The sequence below is a fragment of the Streptomyces sp. NPDC005752 genome (assembly GCF_040630715.1).
GTDB lineage: Bacteria > Actinomycetota > Actinomycetes > Streptomycetales > Streptomycetaceae > Streptomyces.
The window spans coordinates 130,711-145,842 of the sequence record NZ_JBEXYB010000013.1; the positions used below are offsets into that span (position 1 = coordinate 130,711).

The 15,132-nt window shown below is 73.1% G+C and carries 10 protein-coding genes; 4 read left to right on the forward strand and 6 right to left on the reverse strand.

Features of this window, described 5'->3' with window-relative positions:
- From ABZ441_RS13760 to ABZ441_RS13775, 4 genes are all read right to left on the reverse strand, one after another.
- Window positions 1-1,224, reverse strand: coding sequence for an AAA family ATPase (locus ABZ441_RS13760; protein ID WP_358972338.1), 1,224 nt, complete (start codon window positions 1,222-1,224; stop codon window positions 1-3).
- A complete protein-coding gene (locus tag ABZ441_RS13765; protein ID WP_358972341.1) occupies window positions 1,221-6,413 on the reverse strand; it encodes a hypothetical protein in 5,193 nt (1,730 codons plus the stop codon). The genes ABZ441_RS13760 and ABZ441_RS13765 overlap by 4 nt, the downstream gene beginning before the upstream one ends.
- Window positions 6,410-7,270 (reverse strand): DUF4132 domain-containing protein, encoded by an 861-nt coding sequence (locus ABZ441_RS13770; protein ID WP_358972344.1) that lies wholly within the window; start codon window positions 7,268-7,270, stop codon window positions 6,410-6,412. Before ABZ441_RS13770 ends, ABZ441_RS13765 begins: the two co-directional genes overlap by 4 nt.
- Before the next feature lie 268 nt (window positions 7,271-7,538).
- A complete protein-coding gene (locus ABZ441_RS13775; protein WP_358972348.1) occupies window positions 7,539-8,177 on the reverse strand; it encodes a dihydrofolate reductase family protein in 639 nt (212 codons plus the stop codon).
- 385 nt (window positions 8,178-8,562) lie between these two features.
- Between ABZ441_RS13775 and ABZ441_RS13780 the strand changes: the two genes are divergently transcribed.
- Together ABZ441_RS13780 and mgtA are read left to right on the forward strand one after the other, a co-directional pair.
- A complete protein-coding gene (locus tag ABZ441_RS13780; protein WP_205023193.1) occupies window positions 8,563-8,916 on the forward strand; it encodes a metalloregulator ArsR/SmtB family transcription factor in 354 nt (117 codons plus the stop codon).
- Window positions 8,909-11,554 carry a magnesium-translocating P-type ATPase gene (gene mgtA / locus ABZ441_RS13785; RefSeq protein WP_358972352.1) on the forward strand — a complete coding sequence of 882 codons (2,646 nt, stop codon included), beginning with the start codon at window positions 8,909-8,911 and terminating at the stop codon, window positions 11,552-11,554. Before ABZ441_RS13780 ends, mgtA begins: the two co-directional genes overlap by 8 nt.
- 84 nt (window positions 11,555-11,638) lie before the next feature.
- Here the strand turns inward: mgtA and ABZ441_RS13790 are convergent, their stop codons facing one another.
- Window positions 11,639-13,153: an LCP family protein gene (locus ABZ441_RS13790; protein ID WP_358972354.1), complete on the reverse strand. Its 1,515-nt coding sequence runs from the start codon at window positions 13,151-13,153 to the stop codon at window positions 11,639-11,641.
- Between the two features lie 149 nt (window positions 13,154-13,302).
- On the opposite strand from ABZ441_RS13790, the gene tatA reads away from it, so the two are divergent.
- Entirely contained in the window at window positions 13,303-13,605 is a 303-nt protein-coding gene (tatA, locus tag ABZ441_RS13795) for a Sec-independent protein translocase subunit TatA (RefSeq protein WP_358972357.1), read from the forward strand.
- Between the two features lie 21 nt (window positions 13,606-13,626).
- On the opposite strand, the gene ABZ441_RS13800 is transcribed toward tatA, so the two are convergent.
- Window positions 13,627-13,857 carry a hypothetical protein gene (locus ABZ441_RS13800; RefSeq protein WP_358972360.1) on the reverse strand — a complete coding sequence of 77 codons (231 nt, stop codon included), beginning with the start codon at window positions 13,855-13,857 and terminating at the stop codon, window positions 13,627-13,629.
- 435 nt (window positions 13,858-14,292) lie between these two features.
- Between ABZ441_RS13800 and ABZ441_RS13805 the strand changes: the two genes are divergently transcribed.
- Window positions 14,293-14,868: a TerD family protein gene (locus ABZ441_RS13805; protein WP_358972362.1), complete on the forward strand. Its 576-nt coding sequence runs from the start codon at window positions 14,293-14,295 to the stop codon at window positions 14,866-14,868.
- The last annotated feature ends 264 nt before the right edge of the window (window positions 14,869-15,132 follow it).

Consider the following 15,132-nt stretch of genomic DNA (forward strand, 5'->3'; position numbering starts at 1 on the left):
TCAGTTCTCCAGCACCGCGCGCAGGTCCCACAGGGCACGCCAGGTGGCCGACCCCTGCTCCGCGCGCCTGCGCACCGGCCCGTCCCAGTACCCCAGCAGCCGTGCCGCGTCGGCGGGGTCGTCCTTTCGGACGACGCCGAGCAGATGGCCGGGCAGGAGGGAGAGCACGTCCCGGTCGCCGGGAAAGTAGGCGGCGGCCAGGCTCAGGGAGCCCGCGACGGAGACCGCCTCCGCCGTGCTCATCACCGTGGAGGGGCGCTCGACCTCCCAGCCCTCCACGGAGCGACCCTCACGCAGGTCCCGGAAGGCGGTGACCAGGGCTTCGAGGACCGCGTCGTCCACCTGGTAGGCGGCGCCCACGCGTTCGACGGCTGCCCGCGACTGACGCCGGACGAGCGCTGTCTCGGCGTCCACGTCCCCGATGGGCCCCACGGTCTCGAAGTTGAAGCGGCGCTTCAGCGCGGCCGACATCTCCGAGACTCCCTTGTCCCGCAGGTTGGCGGTGGCGATGAGGGTGAACCCGGGAGCCGCGTGCACCTGTGCCCCCTCGCCGCCTGTGAGTTCGGGGACCGCGATCCGCCGCTCGGAGAGCAGTGACACGAGGGCGTCCTGGACCTCCGGCAGGCAGCGGGTGACCTCCTCGACGCGGGCGACGGCCCCCCGGGTCATGGCGGCGAGTACCGGAGAGGGCACCAGGGCCTGCTCGGTGGGGCCCTGGGCGAGCAGCAGCGCGTAGTTCCAGCCGTACTTGAGCTGGTCCTCGGTGGTGCCCGCGGTGCCCTGCACGGTGAGCGCGCTGGTCCCGCACACGGCCACGGACAGCAGCTCGGAGAGCATGGACTTCGCGGTGCCGGGTTCCCCCACGAGGAGGAGCCCGCGCTCTCCGGCAAGAGTGACCACGCACCGTTCGACCAGGGCGCGTTCGCCGACGAACTTCTGCTCGATCACCAGGCGGCGCGGCACCCCGGTTGCGGGCCGGGCGCCCTTCGGTAGGCTCAGTGCCTCGCCCGCACTGCCCATCACGAAGGTGACGACGGCGCGCGGGGTGAGCCGCCAGCCGGGTGGGCGGGGCCCGGAGTCGTGTGCGGCGAGGAAGGCCAGCTCGGTGGCGTACCGGTCCTCGGGCGGCACGACCTGGCGGTGCTCCCGGCCTGGCGCCGTCGCCGGGGCCGGGACACCGCCCGTCGGGGTGGTGTCCATCGTGGTCGTGGTGTCGTTCGTCATCGACGGCGGCCCTTCCGGGTTGCGCGGGTGTCCAGTTCTTCGAAGGCGGGGGCGTCGCCGCCGCGTACCCGCGCCCAGGCGGCTGCGAACAGCTCGGGCACGGGGAGGTGGGGCAGGGTCCGGGCGGACCCCGCCACCGGGTACAGGTGTTCCTTCCAGGTCTCCAGGGGCAGTCCGGGGGCGCCGCGTTCGAGCCAGCCGCAGGGGAGGAACAGGGTGCGGCCGGCACGGGAGCGCTTCGCCTCCACGACGAGGTCGGTGGCGGCGAGTTCCTCCCGGGCCCTCTTGACGCGCGCAGGCTTCCACCCGGTCCAGCGGACGCAGTTGCGGTCCGTCGGGTCGGGCAGGGCGAGCAGCATCAGGTAGAGGGCGGCGCTGTCCGCGCGCAGCCCGAGGGTGTCGGCCGCCTCTGCCACCAGGTCCGGCACCGCACGCGTCGGGTCCTGGGCCGGGTGTTGCGGGGAGCCGTCGGGGGCGCCCGCCGAGACCAGCACGTCGGTCTCCTGGCCCAGCAGTGCGCGCAGGGCGAGCAGATCGCTGGGGCTGCGAGGGCCGACGGTGCCCTCGACGAGGCCGAACGCCGGGTCGTCGGGGCCCGACAGGCCGGCCGGGCGGACCAGCAGCTTCTCGTTGCCGCCGTAACCGGGGGCGAGGAGCAGCGCCGTGCCGGCCCGGACCAGACCGTCGGCATCGGCGCCGCCGGACTCGGGGAGCCCGTGGGCGGCGCGGACCACGGGGCCGATCGAGCTCCCCGACTCCGTCCAGTCGAGACCGAGGTCCAGCACCAGGTCGGGGTCGGCGAGGCGGGCGCGCAGGGCCGCGAGCCCCACGGGCAGGTGCGCCCGCAGGGGGTGCCCGTACGGCAGCGTGTAGACGAGGGTGCGCAGGGCGGTCACGGCCCCGGAGACCGCACCGCGTGCACTCACCCGGCGCAGGCCCGGGCGACCGGTGCCGTCCTGGACGTCGGTGCCGTGTGTGAGCCAGCTCCGCCGGGCGGCGTTGAGGATAAGGTCGACGGAGCCCGGGGTGGTGCCCGACAGGTCGAGGTCCAGTTCCTCGGGGACGCGGACGAGGGAGGCCAGGCGCTCCTTCCAGACCTCGGCGGCGGCCTGGACGTCCGGGCCCGTCGACCACAGCTCGGCCGGGTCCGCGGGCAGCAGCGCTCGGAGGAGGGCGTGCCGGTCGTCGCGGGGCAGGGCGTCCAGCCTGGCGCGGGTCGCCTCGAAGGCACGTGTCTTCGTCCCGAGCAGCGCGAGCGCCTCGGCGCCGGGCTCCTCGACGGCTGCCGACAGCAGGGCGGCGGACTGGAGGGGACCGATTCCGGTGGCCGAGTCGAACGCCTCGGCGGCCTCCGGACGCCAGGGTGCCGGGCCCTGCTCCCGTACCAGGGCGGTGAGCCGGGTGAGCCGGTCGCGGGCGATGCCCTGCCGGTGGACGTGCTCGTGGTCCAGGGTGAAGCCGGGGACGGGGCCGAAGACACCGGTCGGGTCGTGGTCCAGGGCGAGCCAGCGTGCCGCGTCGTTCCGGGAGTTCCGGCCGCGGTTGGCGATGATCACGACGGTGCGGGCGCCCTTGCGCAGCACCTGGCCGAGGCGGTGTACGGCCTCGGGGCGTCCGGGCCCGGACGCCGGTGCCCCTCCGGCGAACGGCTCGACGAGCTCCACCTGCCGGACCGTGCCCGCCGGGTCGGCCAGCGGGCCCGCCGCCAGGGTTTCCAGCAGCACGAGGAGCCCCGTGCGGTGCTCGGGCGAGGTGGTCGCCGAGGCGGCCCGGTAGGCCAGTTCGGGCAGCTTGTCGAGAAGGGAGGTCCAGACCGAGGCGTCGCCGGGCACGGTGTACTCGTCCCGCCGCCAGCCGTCCGCAGGGGTGAACGGAACCTTGGGCGGCGTGGGCGGGCCGAACGCGGGTCCACCGCCGAGGACATGGTTGACGGCGAGGATCTGCCGGATCACCGTCCACCGGAGCCCGCCTCCCCACCAGCTGCCGTGCATCCGCTCGGAGCCCCAGGCCGAGGCGTTCCGCAGAGTCATGTCGTCGCCGTGCTCGGGCTCGCTCTCGAAGAACATGCCCTGGGTGTGCGCGGTGTTCCGGGGGGTGGCCGGCTGCACGGGCTTGGGCGGTTCCAGATACCGGAGGACTGCGGCAGCCCGGTCCACGGCGTTCCGGACGATCGCGGTGACGCCCGCGAGGAGCCGTACGTCGGACACCTCGGGCAGCGCCCGGGCGACGGCCTCCTGGCTCAGCTCGCGCGACGAGGGCCCGGTGTACTCCTCGACGGCCCGGAATGCCTCCGTGTGCTGGACGACCGCGTCGACGACCTCCTTGAACAGCTCGTCCGCGCGGGAGTCCGTCATGTCGCGCAGGGCGGCGGAGCCCCGCTCGTCCCTCGGGCGCAGGGCGTGCCAGTACGCGACGGGAGGCAGGTAGGGGGTACCCGCCGCGTTGTTCCCGCCGGAGGAGCCGGGAGTGACGGACCACAGGCTGCCACCGATGCCGTCCGTGTCCGCCGGGTGCGCCTCGACGGAGCGGTGGCGCAGGGCCACGACAGGCCGTGACCCGCCAGGCATGGTGAGGGCGCCGAGCGGCACCGGGGAGCCGCCGTCGGGCAGCGGGTGCGGCAGCGTGACCGTGTGGCCGTCGGGGGTGCCGACGGCGATCCGGTGCCCGTCGGCGGGGGCGGCCGTGCCGGGCTCGGTCACGGTGCGGCGGACCCAACGGCCGAGGACCGCGCCGTCCGTGCCGAACGGGGTGGTCTCCAGACCGGGCTGGAGGGGCAGCACCTGGCAGTGCTCCCCGAGCAGCCGGGTGCCGTCCCGCACCCCGGAGCGGAGGAACGCGGGGAGGGAGGCGCGGCCCTGTGTGCCGCCGGCCGGGTCGTACTCCAGCCACACCCGCTGCGTGCCCTGGTGGCCTTCCCGCCAGTGACCGGTGCCGTCGGAGATGACGGCGCGCTGGGGCGGGACGGAGGTGTCGCCCGCGTGCAGGGCCTTGCCGCCGGTGGCCCGGCCGCCACCGGGCAGCGGCAGGCAGACCTCGTCCGAGGGACCGGAACCGCCCCAGCGGGGGATCTGCTCGCCGCCGACCGTGAACACCTCGGCGGGGCGGTGCGACCAGTAGCCGCGCTGCTTGCCGTCCTCCCACCAGATGACCAGCAACTCGCCGTCGACGTACCGGAAGGCGAGCGTCCGCCATGGGTCGACGGTGGCGGGCAGCCGCAGGGTGTGCCGCAGCAGGACGCCGTCCGGGCCGATGACGACGGCCCGCTCGAGCGTGTTCAGGATCAGCGCCGGCCAGGCGCCGGTGACGCCCACGCCCTCCGAACGCCGGTGTCGCGGACCCGCGGCGGCCGCCTCGGATGCCTCGGCGGCCAGTTCGGCGTAGGCCTCGTCCAGTGCGGACCAGCCCAGTTCGTCGAGGACGCCGGTGCGCAGCGTGGAAGCGAGCAGCGGCACGACGTCGTGGCCCTCGAGGAGCCGCACGGCCTCCGGAGCGACGTCCGCGACCACGGCGCGGAACGCCGAGAGTGTGTTGAGAGCGGTGTGCAGCCCGGGGAGCCCTCGCGCGGCCGTGTACTCCTCGGCGCGGGCCGTCAGCCACTCCCGCAGGATTACGGAGAGCACCGGGTGCGCGGCCAGCTTCGCCATGCCGGCGTCGCCGGGCCCCTGACCGTGTCGTTCGCCGAGACCGCCGACGTTCCGGCTCAGCAGGGCGCGGAAGACCGGCCGTTCGGCGACGGCGGTCAGGTCTCGCGCGCCGGGCGCGGTGTCGGTGAGCCACGAGCTCAGGGACACGCTGAGGGGATGTGCGCCCGCGTCCTGGTCGGCCGGCTCGGCGACGGGGACGCCGGAGGCCAGGCAGAGATCGAGGAGGTCCAGATCGGCCGTGCGCTGCCAGCGCCCCTGGAACAGCTCGACGGAACGCCCGTCGGCGCGCAGCCGGTCCGTCATCCGGGCAGCGAGGTCGAGGGTCTGCGGGCTGCGGCCAGAGGTGACCCGGCTGCGCCGGCGGTGGGCCTCCCAGCGTGCGAGCCAGTCCGCCGGGGACACAGAGGCCTCAAAAGGGGCGGCGGAGCGGGAGGTGTCCGGGAGGGCGGTCAGCAGGTCCTCGGCGCCCGATTCGGCCAGCAGCCCGAGCCAGCCGTGTTCGCCGTCGGTGTCCCGGCCGCTCTCGCTGAAGGTCTCGGGGAAGAAGCCGAGGAGCCGGGTGCGCACGGTCGCCTCCCCCCGGGCGAGGGTGACGAGCGCGGAGCGGTAGGCCGTCCAGAACGAGGCGGGGGCGCGGACGATGCCCGGGGAACCGATCAGATCGGCCACCAGCTCGCGTTCGGCGGCCTCGCGGTCCAGCCCGGCGGCCTTGACCAGCGCGCGTACGTCCTGCGGCAGCGCCGCGTACGGAGGCATGCCGGCGGCGCAGCGCTCGACCAGCAGGCGGCGGAACTGTGCCCAGGCGTCCGCCGGTGCGAGCCGGGCCACCAGGTCGCGCACGTACTGCCGCAACGCCTTGACGGTCAGCGCGCCGGCGAAGGCGAACTCCAGGAAGACGGCCCGCTGCCTGTCCTCGTCCACGACCAGCCCGTGCACCCGTTCGGCCTCGCGGGCCTTGCCGAAGAAGGAGGCGGCGTAGCTGGTGTTCTCCGCCTGGAGGAAGAGGCGCGCCACCTGCTCGTAGTAGGTGGGGAGGAAGTGGGGCACGGCCCGGCCGAGCCGGATGCCGAGTGCGTCGAAGCCCTCCTTGGCCGCTCCGGCTCGGCTCCTGGCCTGCCGGCCCAGCCGCTCGATGTCCTTGACCAGGGCCAGGGCGTGGTGCCCGTTGGCCGGGTCGTTGACCAGGGCCCAGGCCGGGAAGCCCAGCGTCTCGCGGCGCACCTGGCCCACGACGGGGGTCTCGGCGGTCCGGGCCAGCCCGAGGAACTCCAGGGCCAGGTCCTCGGCTTCGCCGAGAGTGCCGGGCACGAGCCGGACCACGGCGCGGTCGCCGAGGGCGGTGTGCGTGTAGGTGCGGGCGGTCAGCGCGTCGGCGTCGTCCCGGTCGGTGGTACCGGCGGGGAGGACCGCGCCCGCGTCCAACAGGGCTGTCACGCGGGCCTCGGCGGCGGGGGCGGTCGTGCTCCCGCTCCGGGCCTGGGCGGGGAGGGACACCGTGCCCTCTGCCGTCGTGTTCGCGTCGGTGCTCGTCGTCGTGGTGCTCATGCCGCCTGCTCCTCGTCCGCCACGTCGCGGCCGGCGTAGAGCGCCGCCGCCATGCGCATGCCCTCGGACCACGCGACGGAGCCGACCTCGGCGGCCGTCAGCGCGCGCCCCGCAGGGTCGGTCCAGCCCAGGGGGCCCGTCTCGGTGCCGTATTCGTCGTATCCGTCGTGCTCGCCGATCCATATGCGCGCCTCGGCGGTGACACCGTCCTCGACCACCGGGCACACCGCGTATCCACCGCGTGACCGGTAACCGAGTTGGGTGACGCGGCCGTGCAGGAAGCGCAGTTCCTTGAACACGCCGCCGGCATAGGTGTCCACGGAGGTGGTGTCCGGGGCGAGGCCCGGCGGGCGGCGCCACACCTCGCGGAAGAGCTGCTCCACGTTCTGTCGCACCCCCAGTTCGACCGCGAACTCCCGCAGTTCGTCGAGGTCGTCGAGGAGGACGGGGTGGGGCACTCTGACGACGTCCGGGGTGATCCGGACCGTGTCGCCGTCCAGGTCGACGAGGCCGAGACCGCGGTCGGGGTCGACGTCGCGCAGGAATCCGGCGACCCCGCCGTCCGCACCGGTGACGACCACGTCCCGCAGGGCCTCCTGCCACGCCGGGTCGGGCCAGACCCGGGCGAGCACGGCCGTGGGGACGGGCAACGAACGCACCATCCACTGCTCGACGTCGGTCAGGCACCGGTGCTCGTGCCGCTCCAGCCACTCGGTCAACTGCCGGAGTCCGACGACCGCCGGGTCGTCCTTCAATCTGGCCGGGACGGACTTCAGCCGCCGGCCCTTCCCGTTGCGGCAGACCACCTTGCCCGCCTCCAGGGCGACTTCGTAGTCGCCCGCCGTAACCCACCCCATGCGCTGTTCTCCCCGTTGTCCCGGACGGCCGCCGAACCGGCGGCACGCTGATGAAACCCGTCGGCGGCAACGCACCGTGACGAGTGGGAGAGACTCTAGGCGCCCCCTGTGACAACGAGTTCGGTCCCCTCCGCTTCGCCGTACGGGGACGCCCGTGAAGGACCGCCCCGCCGGCCCCTCACGGAGGCCCGCGGTGTCATGGAGACCGCCGACGCGACCGGCGGAACGTGGGGCTACCCGGGTCTCGCGCGGGTCGTCATGGTTACGGTCAGACGCCGGTCCCGGCATCAGGGGCCTGAGCCTCGGCCCCGTAGGTCCCGAACTCCGGACGCCCGACCGGCTCGAAGACGTGCACCGACAAGCCGCCCCGTGTCACCCGATGGCTGACGAGGCGCAGACCGGCCGGTGCCCCTCCGTCCGGGAACAGACGTCGGCCCTGGCCCACCACGACCGGGGCGGTCACCAGCCGCAGCGTGTCGACCAGCCCGGCGGCCAGCAGGGACTGTGCCAGCCGGGCGCTGCCGTGAATCTGCAGTTCGCGGCCCGGCCGACGTTTCAGTTCGGCGACCTGGGCGAGGACGTCGCCGGACAGGATCGTGGTCGGATTCCACTCGCCCTCGGCCAGGCTGTGGGAGGCCACGTACTTCGGCAGACCGTTCAGGATGCCGGCGAAGGGATGGTCGGTCATGGTCGGCCAGTCCCGCGCGAAGTTCTGGTACGTACGGCGGCCGAACAGGAATGCGTCGGCCTCACCGAGCCAGTCACCGGCCACTCGCTCGAAATCCTCGTCCAGGTACGGCACGAACCAGCCACCCCGCTCGAACGCGCCGCTGGTGTCCTCGTCGGGGGATCCGGGTCCCTGGGAGACACCGTCGAGCGTCAGGAACTCCTGCACAACCAGCTTCATCGCGCACCACTCTCTCTTCGGCCCCGATGGCCGATGCAACCTGTTCGGCGGGAGACGCGACCGCGTCCGTCCTTCGGACCCGGCGGAATGCGGAAAACATCTGCCGCCCGGAAAGGACACTCAAGCAGCCGCCGGTGGCCGACACCCCGCATGCCGGATTCGCCTCGGGCCCGACGTGTCCCCATTGCCTCGGACGCCGTACCGGCTGCGGCTGCCGGAGCGAGCGCGCGTGCCGGGGGCCTCTCCGGCCACCACGCGGGCCTCGGCGCCGTGGCCCGAGGCTCCCGTCCCGGGTGGCCCGGGAGCCGCCGATCCGGATTCCGCACGGCGCCTACACTGGGACCCTTCGGGTCCGACAGCGCGGCCCAGGCCGGACGGGAGAGCGATGGTGGCTGCAGGGCACTCCGACGATCCGCCCGCCGAGGTACTGGCGGACGCGGCTGCGGCGTTCGGGCTGCTGGCTTCGCCACCGCGCCTGCACATCGTGTGGGCCCTGGCCGAGGGCGAGAGCGACGTGAGCGGGCTCGCCCAGCGGGTGGGCGGAGCCCTGCCCGCGGTGAGCCAGCATCTGACGAAGCTGAAGCTCGCCGGCCTCGTACGCTCCCGGCGTGAGGGACGACGCCAGGTGTACTTCGTCGATGACCCCGACGTGGTGACGGTGGTGCGGCTGATGATCGGCCAGCTGACCGACCGTGCCGCGCACGCTTCGGTCCCCCGTCTCCGTGACCTCGGTGCCTGAGACCGCAGCGACCGGCAGTACCGATCCTGCGGGTCCTGAGGAACAGTGGGCGCCCCGGCCGTCGGAGACGGATCTCCGGCCTGGCGACGGATCGCCGCCCTGGCCCGGACTCACCTCCCTCCAGATCCTGCGGCAGCTGGAGAGCGGGCCCCGCGGGCTCGTCGAGACGGAGGCCGCGGAGCGGCTCACCCGGTTCGGCGAGAACACGGTGCCGTCATGGCGTACGGCGTCCTGGCCCCGCCGTCTCATGGGAAGCCTGCGCGATCCCTTCACCGTGGTGCTGCTGTGTCTGGGACTGGTGTCGGCCACCGTGGCGGCCTGGGGCACCGCGAGCGTGATCCTGTCCCTGGTGGTGGTCAGCTGCGTCCTGCGCTCGGGCGGGGAGCGCCGGGCCGACCGGTCCGTGGCCGCCCTGCGGCAGCTGGTGGCGACCACAGCGACCGTGCTGCGGCGCCCGGCCGAGGACGGGACGACCCGGTCACGGGAGATCCCGGTCGACGAACTGGTGCCCGGCGATGTGATCCGCCTCGGCCCCGGTGACCTCGTCCCCGCCGACGTACGGCTGCTGCGCGCGAGCGGCCTCACGGTGCACCAGGCAGCGCTGACGGGCGAGTCGGCGCCGGTGTCCAAGTACCCCGTCGACGCGCCGGAGCCGGGGGGCGGACTGTTCGACCGGCCACAGCTGTGCTTCCAGGGCAGCAGTGTGGCATCGGGCAGCGGAACGGCGGTCGTCGTCTCGACCGGGGCCCACACTCTCTTCGCCGCCACCCGGAGCGGGCCGGGGCCGCGCGTGGCCAGTGCGTTCGACCGGTCGGTGCACGGAATCTCCTGGGTCCTCATCCGCTTCATGCTGCTGACCCCGCCGCTGGTGCTCATGGCCAACGCGGCACTGCGCGGCCGGGGCTTCGAGACGCTGCCGTTCGCGGTGGCGGTCGCCGTCGGGCTCACCCCGGAGATGCTGCCGGTCATCGTCACCACCGCCCTGGCCCGGGGGGCATCCCTTCTCGCCCGTGATCACAGGGTGATCGTCAAGCGCCTCCCCGCGCTCCACGATCTCGGTGCGGTCGACGTGCTGTGCCTCGACAAGACGGGCACCCTCACCCAGGACAGGCCGGTCCTGCACCACGCCCTGGACACGGAGGGCCTTCCGGCTCCCCAGGTACTGCACTGGGCCGGGGTCAACGCCTGGTGGACGCTCCAGCTCGCCGACCTGCCCACCCCGGACGCCCTGGACGAGGCGATCCTGGACGCCGTCGAGGAGGACGAGCTGCTGGGGTACGAAGGTGTGGCCGCGCTGCCCTTCGATCCGGTACGGCGCCTCTCCACAGCGGTGGTGCGCCGGCCGGGACGCCTCGGTCTGCACACGTTGGTCGTCAAGGGCGGCGCGGAGGACGTGATCGAGCGGTGCGCGCTGACCGATGACGAGCGTGCCCGGCTGCTCGCGCTCGCAGCGAGGGAGGCGCGGAGCGGCCTGAGAGTCCTCGCGGTCGCCACTACGGAGCGGCACACCCGGAACCGCGACTACACCCCGGCCGACGAGCGCGGGCTCACCCTGCTCGGATTCGTCGCCCTGAGTGACGCACTCGCGCCCACCGCCGCGGACGCGCTGAAGGTCTTCTCGGACCGCGGCGTCACCGTCAAGGTCCTCACGGGTGACCACCCGGGCACGGCGGCCCGCGCGTGCACGGATCTCGGGCTCGACCCCGGCGTCGTCCTCGCCGCCGACACCGTCGAGGGCCTGACGGACGGCGAGCTGGCGGATCTCGCCCGCCGCACCACCGTCTTCGCGCGCTGCGCCCCCGAGCACAAGGCCCGGATCATCTCCGTGCTGCGTGCCGACGGGCACACCACGGGTTTCCTCGGCGACGGCGTCAACGACCTGCCCGCGCTCCACGCGGCCGATGTCGGCATCTGTCCGCGCGACGCCGTGGACGTGGCCCGCGAGAGCGCCGACGTGGTCCTGGCCGACAAGGACCTCACGGCCATCGCCCACGCGATCACCTCGGGCCGGCACAGCAGCGTGAACATCGCCACCTACCTGCGCATCACGCTCTCGTCCAACCTCGGCAACGTGATCGCGATGCTCGCGACCGGCCTGATGCTGCCCTTCCTGCCGATGCTCCCGGCGCAGATCCTCGTCCAGAACCTGTGTTTCGACGCAGCCCAGCTCGCCTTCGCCTTCGACCGGCTCCACCCCGCCGCGCTCCGCGCGCCGACAGTGCTGCAGCCCCGTAACTTCCTCCGCTTCATCACCGGCTTCGGGCTGCTGGGAGCCGCCGCCGACCTGGCGACCTTCGGCGTCCTCGCACTCGCCCTGCACGACGCGGCCGAGTCCGGGGAAGCCGCCTTCCACTCCGGGTGGTTCACCGAGAACCTCCTCACCCAGGCGCTGGTGATGCTGCTGCTGCGCACCGGCTGCCGCACCGCCGGGGGCGGCACCGCGAGCCCGGTCCGCTGGGCCGCCGCCGGCCTGGCCGTCATCGGCATCCTGCTGCCGCCCTCCCCGCTCGGACCGCTGCTGGGCATGACCGCGCTGCCACCCCTGTACTACCCGCTGCTCGCCGCGGTCCTGGCCGCGTACACGGTGGCGCTGACGGCCGCCCGGTCCCGTTACGACAGGCCCGGCACCGGGCGGTAGGCGCATCCGCGAACGCCCCGAGCGGGCCCACGGCACCGCGGGGCCCGCCGACGCCGCCGAGGACGCGGGCCCACCGCGTTCGGATCAGCCGTAGGAGAGTCCGGCGCAGAGGTCCTCGTCCGCGGTGCGGGCGCCCTCGGTGACCTCGGCCGGCACGCCGGAGGGGGCCGAGGAGGGGGTTCTGGAGGCCTGGTCGGCGTAGGACTGCCCGAGTACCACGTTCAGGCCGCCGGTGCCGGAGCGGAGTTCCCCGGTGCCGAGCAGCGCCGCGAGTGTCTCGGCCTCCTCCTCGTGGCCAGGGCCGTACTCGATCACCGTGAGGCGGTGGTCCTGGCTGCTCGCCGTAGCCGTACCGGTGACGGTGACGCCGGCCTCCGCCAGGACGTCGGCCGCTCGGGCGGCGAGCCCGGTGACGCGGGTGCCGTTGTGGACGGTGACGGAGATGCTCTCGGCCGGGACCCGTACCTCCGCGTCCGCGGAGGGGGTGGAGTCCGTCTCCTGTCCTTCGCCCCCGCCGCCGGCGTCGTCGCCGTCGAGGGTGCGGTCGGCCTTCAGAGCCGCCCACAGTGCCCCGGCGTCCGGCTCGACGATCGCGACGCGCGCGCCCTCGTACCGCCAGGGGACGGTGACGAACCTGGTGTCGTTCAGCTCGATGTCCTTCAGCGACATCACGAAGGAGACCAGTTTGTCGGCAGACCCGAGGCCGGGGTCGACCGTCATGGACGTGGTCGCCGCGTCCGCGAGCGGCAGCAGTTTCGCGGGCGTGAGACCGTCGGTCCTCACCTTCTTGAGCAGACTGCCGACGAAGGCCTGCTGCCGTTTGATGCGGCCTATGTCGGAACCGTCGCCGATGCCGTGCCGGATGCGTACGTAGTCCAGGGCCTTCTGGCCGGACACGGTCTGCACCCCTTCGGTGAAGAGGCGCTTTCCGCGAGTGGCGCGGCCCGGGTTCAGGTCCTTCTGGTAGATGTCCTGCGGCACACAGACCTCCACGCCGCCGACCACCTCCGTCAGCTCCGAGAAGCCCTTGAAGTCGACGACCACGGTGTGGTCGACACGCAGGCCCGTGAGGTTCTCGACGGTGTTCTGGGTGCAGGCGGGATTGCCCTCGGCCGTACGGCCCACGGTGTACGCCTCGTTGAACATGGCCTGGTGCCTGGTCTCGGTCCAGCTGCCGTCGGGCAGCTTGCACGGCGGGATGTCGAGCAGCGTGTCACGGGGGATGGAGACGGCGACCGCGTTCCGGTGGTCCGCGTAGACGTGCAGCAGGAACGCGGTGTCGGAGCGGCCGATGTCGTTCCTGTCGCCACCGCCCAGTTCGCTGTTCCCCCCGGTCCTGGCGTCCGAACCGATCACCAGGACGTTCTGCCCGTCCGATGCGGCGGCGGGCCGGTCGTCGGAAACCCCGTCCGCACCGAAGGTGTCGATGTTGCCGTTGAGCCTGAGGTACGCCCAGCCCGCGCCGGCTGTCACCAGCACGAGGAGCGACACCGCCGTGACGAGGACGATCCGTATCCGGGTGCGCCCGGACCGACGGCCCGGGGCCGCGGTCCTGGTGTCTCGGCGGGTGGTCGTCGCCGCCCGGTGACTGCCTGTCATCTGTGCGCCCTCGTTCGTCCGGCTCCGGCGAAGGGGACGACTGAAACCGCCCCATGCTTGTACAGTTGCGCAATCTAGCAATCTTTGAGGTGTGCGTCGCACCCACCGCGACGCACACCCGCACCGGCAAGAGAGAGGACGGGGTGGCAATGCTCCGCAACGGACTGGAACCCTGGCACCTGCTGATCCTGGCGATCGTGGTCATCGTGCTGTTCGGATCGAAGAAGCTGCCGGACTCGGCGCGCGCACTGGGACAGTCCCTGCGCATCCTCAAGAGCGAGACGAAGGCCATGAAGGAGGACGGCACCTCCCCCGGCACCGAACCGGGCACACCCGCCCCACCTCCGGCCGCACAGACCGAACCCGTCGCACGCCGAACCACAGGGGCCGCCCCCGACGGCACACCCCCGCTCCAGACACCCACCAGGCAGGGCGGCACCCCGGCGCGCTGAACGCGCGCCCGGGCGCGCACATCAGGGGCTGGCCGCGTCGAACCCGTAACGCAGCAGACCCCCTCGCGGCCGCGACTCGCGCCGGTAGACGTACAGCGCGTCCACCCGCACCCCGGGCTGCGGTCCGTCCAGCTCGCAGGGGCTGGTCACCTGGACCACCCCGGGCCGGTCGGCCACCCTCATCCGCAGCCCGTCGGCGGGCCCTCCGGCGAGCACCGCGACTTCCCACACCGTCGTACCGTCTCCACTCATGCGCACCACTTTAATAGTTGCGCAAGTTTTAAACTGTCGTGAAGTCCGTCACACGGTGTCGCGACGGCCCGGCACCGCCCGCTCGGGCCAGGTGGCGTCGGGGTCGACCGGAGGACGTCCGGCCGCCACCCCGCTCTTGCGCAGTAGAGACTCGATCCCGCTCCGATCGGGGCTGGGCGGAGGCCCCGGCGGGGAGTCGCGGACCGACTCGGCACCGGACGCCTCCCGCACCGCCCTCACCGACCTCTTCCAGCTCGGGGCGCGGGTCCAGGGCGTCGCGAACGGCACCGAGCCCCGGACCGCCGGGCCGTCGCACCGCCAGGGCCGCCAACGCCGTCATCCATAGTTTCAAAGTTGCGCAATCGATGGAACCATAGTGACCGCTCCGGCGTTGGACCGGATGACGACACAGACCAGAGCAATGGAGGAACACTCGTGGGAGTCAGCCTGTCCAAGGGCGGCAACGTATCGCTCAGCAAGGAGGCCCCCGGCCTCACCGCCGTGACGGTCGGGCTCGGCTGGGACGTGCGCACCACCACCGGGGCCGATCACGACCTCGACGCCAGTGCCCTGCTGTGCACCGAAGCGGGCAAGGTCGTATCCGACCGGCACTTCGTCTTCTACAACAACCTGACCAGCCCCGACGGTTCGGTTCAGCACACCGGCGACAACCTCACCGGCGAGGGCGAGGGCGACGACGAGTCGATCAACGTGGAGCTGGCATCCGTGCCGGCCGAGGTCACGAAGATCGTCTTCCCGGTGTCCATCCATGACGCGGCCACGCGCGGGCAGAGTTTCGGCCAGGTCCGCAACGCCTTCATCCGGGTGATCAACCGGTCGGACAGCGTCGAGCTGGCCCGCTACGACCTGAGCGAGGACGCCTCGACCGAGACCGCCATGGTCTTCGGCGAGCTCTACCGCCACGGCAGCGAGTGGAAGTTCCGCGCGGTGGGCCAGGGCTACGCCTCCGGCCTGGCCGGCATCGCCGCCGACTTCGGCGTCAACATCTGACGCCACGTACGGGCGACCGCGCGAGGCGCGGACGAAGGCGGACCCGGGGCGGGCTCACCCTCCCGGGCCCGCCTTCCGCCGTCGTGGGGAGCAAGCGGACGACCACGCCACCCTGCGGCGAGCCTGCTCGCCGAGCCGTCCCGACGTGTCACGAGCACGAAGAGGCAGGCACTCCCCTGAAGAGGTGCCCCCGGGTGACAGACCTTTCCCGCCCCGGCGCTCACGCGCACAGCGCGCAGCCGGAGGAAAGCCGGTGTCGGACAG

What these genes read in the sequence shown, in the direction of transcription:
- ABZ441_RS13760 (WP_358972338.1), bottom strand. Translation starts at nt 1,224, where the DNA reads ATGACGAACGACACCACGACCACGATGGACACCACCCCGACGGGCGGT.
- ABZ441_RS13780 (WP_205023193.1), top strand. Translation starts at nt 8,563, where the DNA reads ATGGTGGCTGCAGGGCACTCCGACGATCCGCCCGCCGAGGTACTGGCG.
- tatA (WP_358972357.1), top strand. Translation starts at nt 13,303, where the DNA reads ATGCTCCGCAACGGACTGGAACCCTGGCACCTGCTGATCCTGGCGATC.
- ABZ441_RS13800 (WP_358972360.1), bottom strand. Translation starts at nt 13,857, where the DNA reads ATGAGTGGAGACGGTACGACGGTGTGGGAAGTCGCGGTGCTCGCCGGA.
- ABZ441_RS13790 (WP_358972354.1), bottom strand. Translation starts at nt 13,153, where the DNA reads ATGACAGGCAGTCACCGGGCGGCGACGACCACCCGCCGAGACACCAGG.
- ABZ441_RS13765 (WP_358972341.1), bottom strand. Translation starts at nt 6,413, where the DNA reads ATGAGCACCACGACGACGAGCACCGACGCGAACACGACGGCAGAGGGC.
- ABZ441_RS13775 (WP_358972348.1), bottom strand. Translation starts at nt 8,177, where the DNA reads ATGAAGCTGGTTGTGCAGGAGTTCCTGACGCTCGACGGTGTCTCCCAG.
- ABZ441_RS13770 (WP_358972344.1), bottom strand. Translation starts at nt 7,270, where the DNA reads ATGGGGTGGGTTACGGCGGGCGACTACGAAGTCGCCCTGGAGGCGGGC.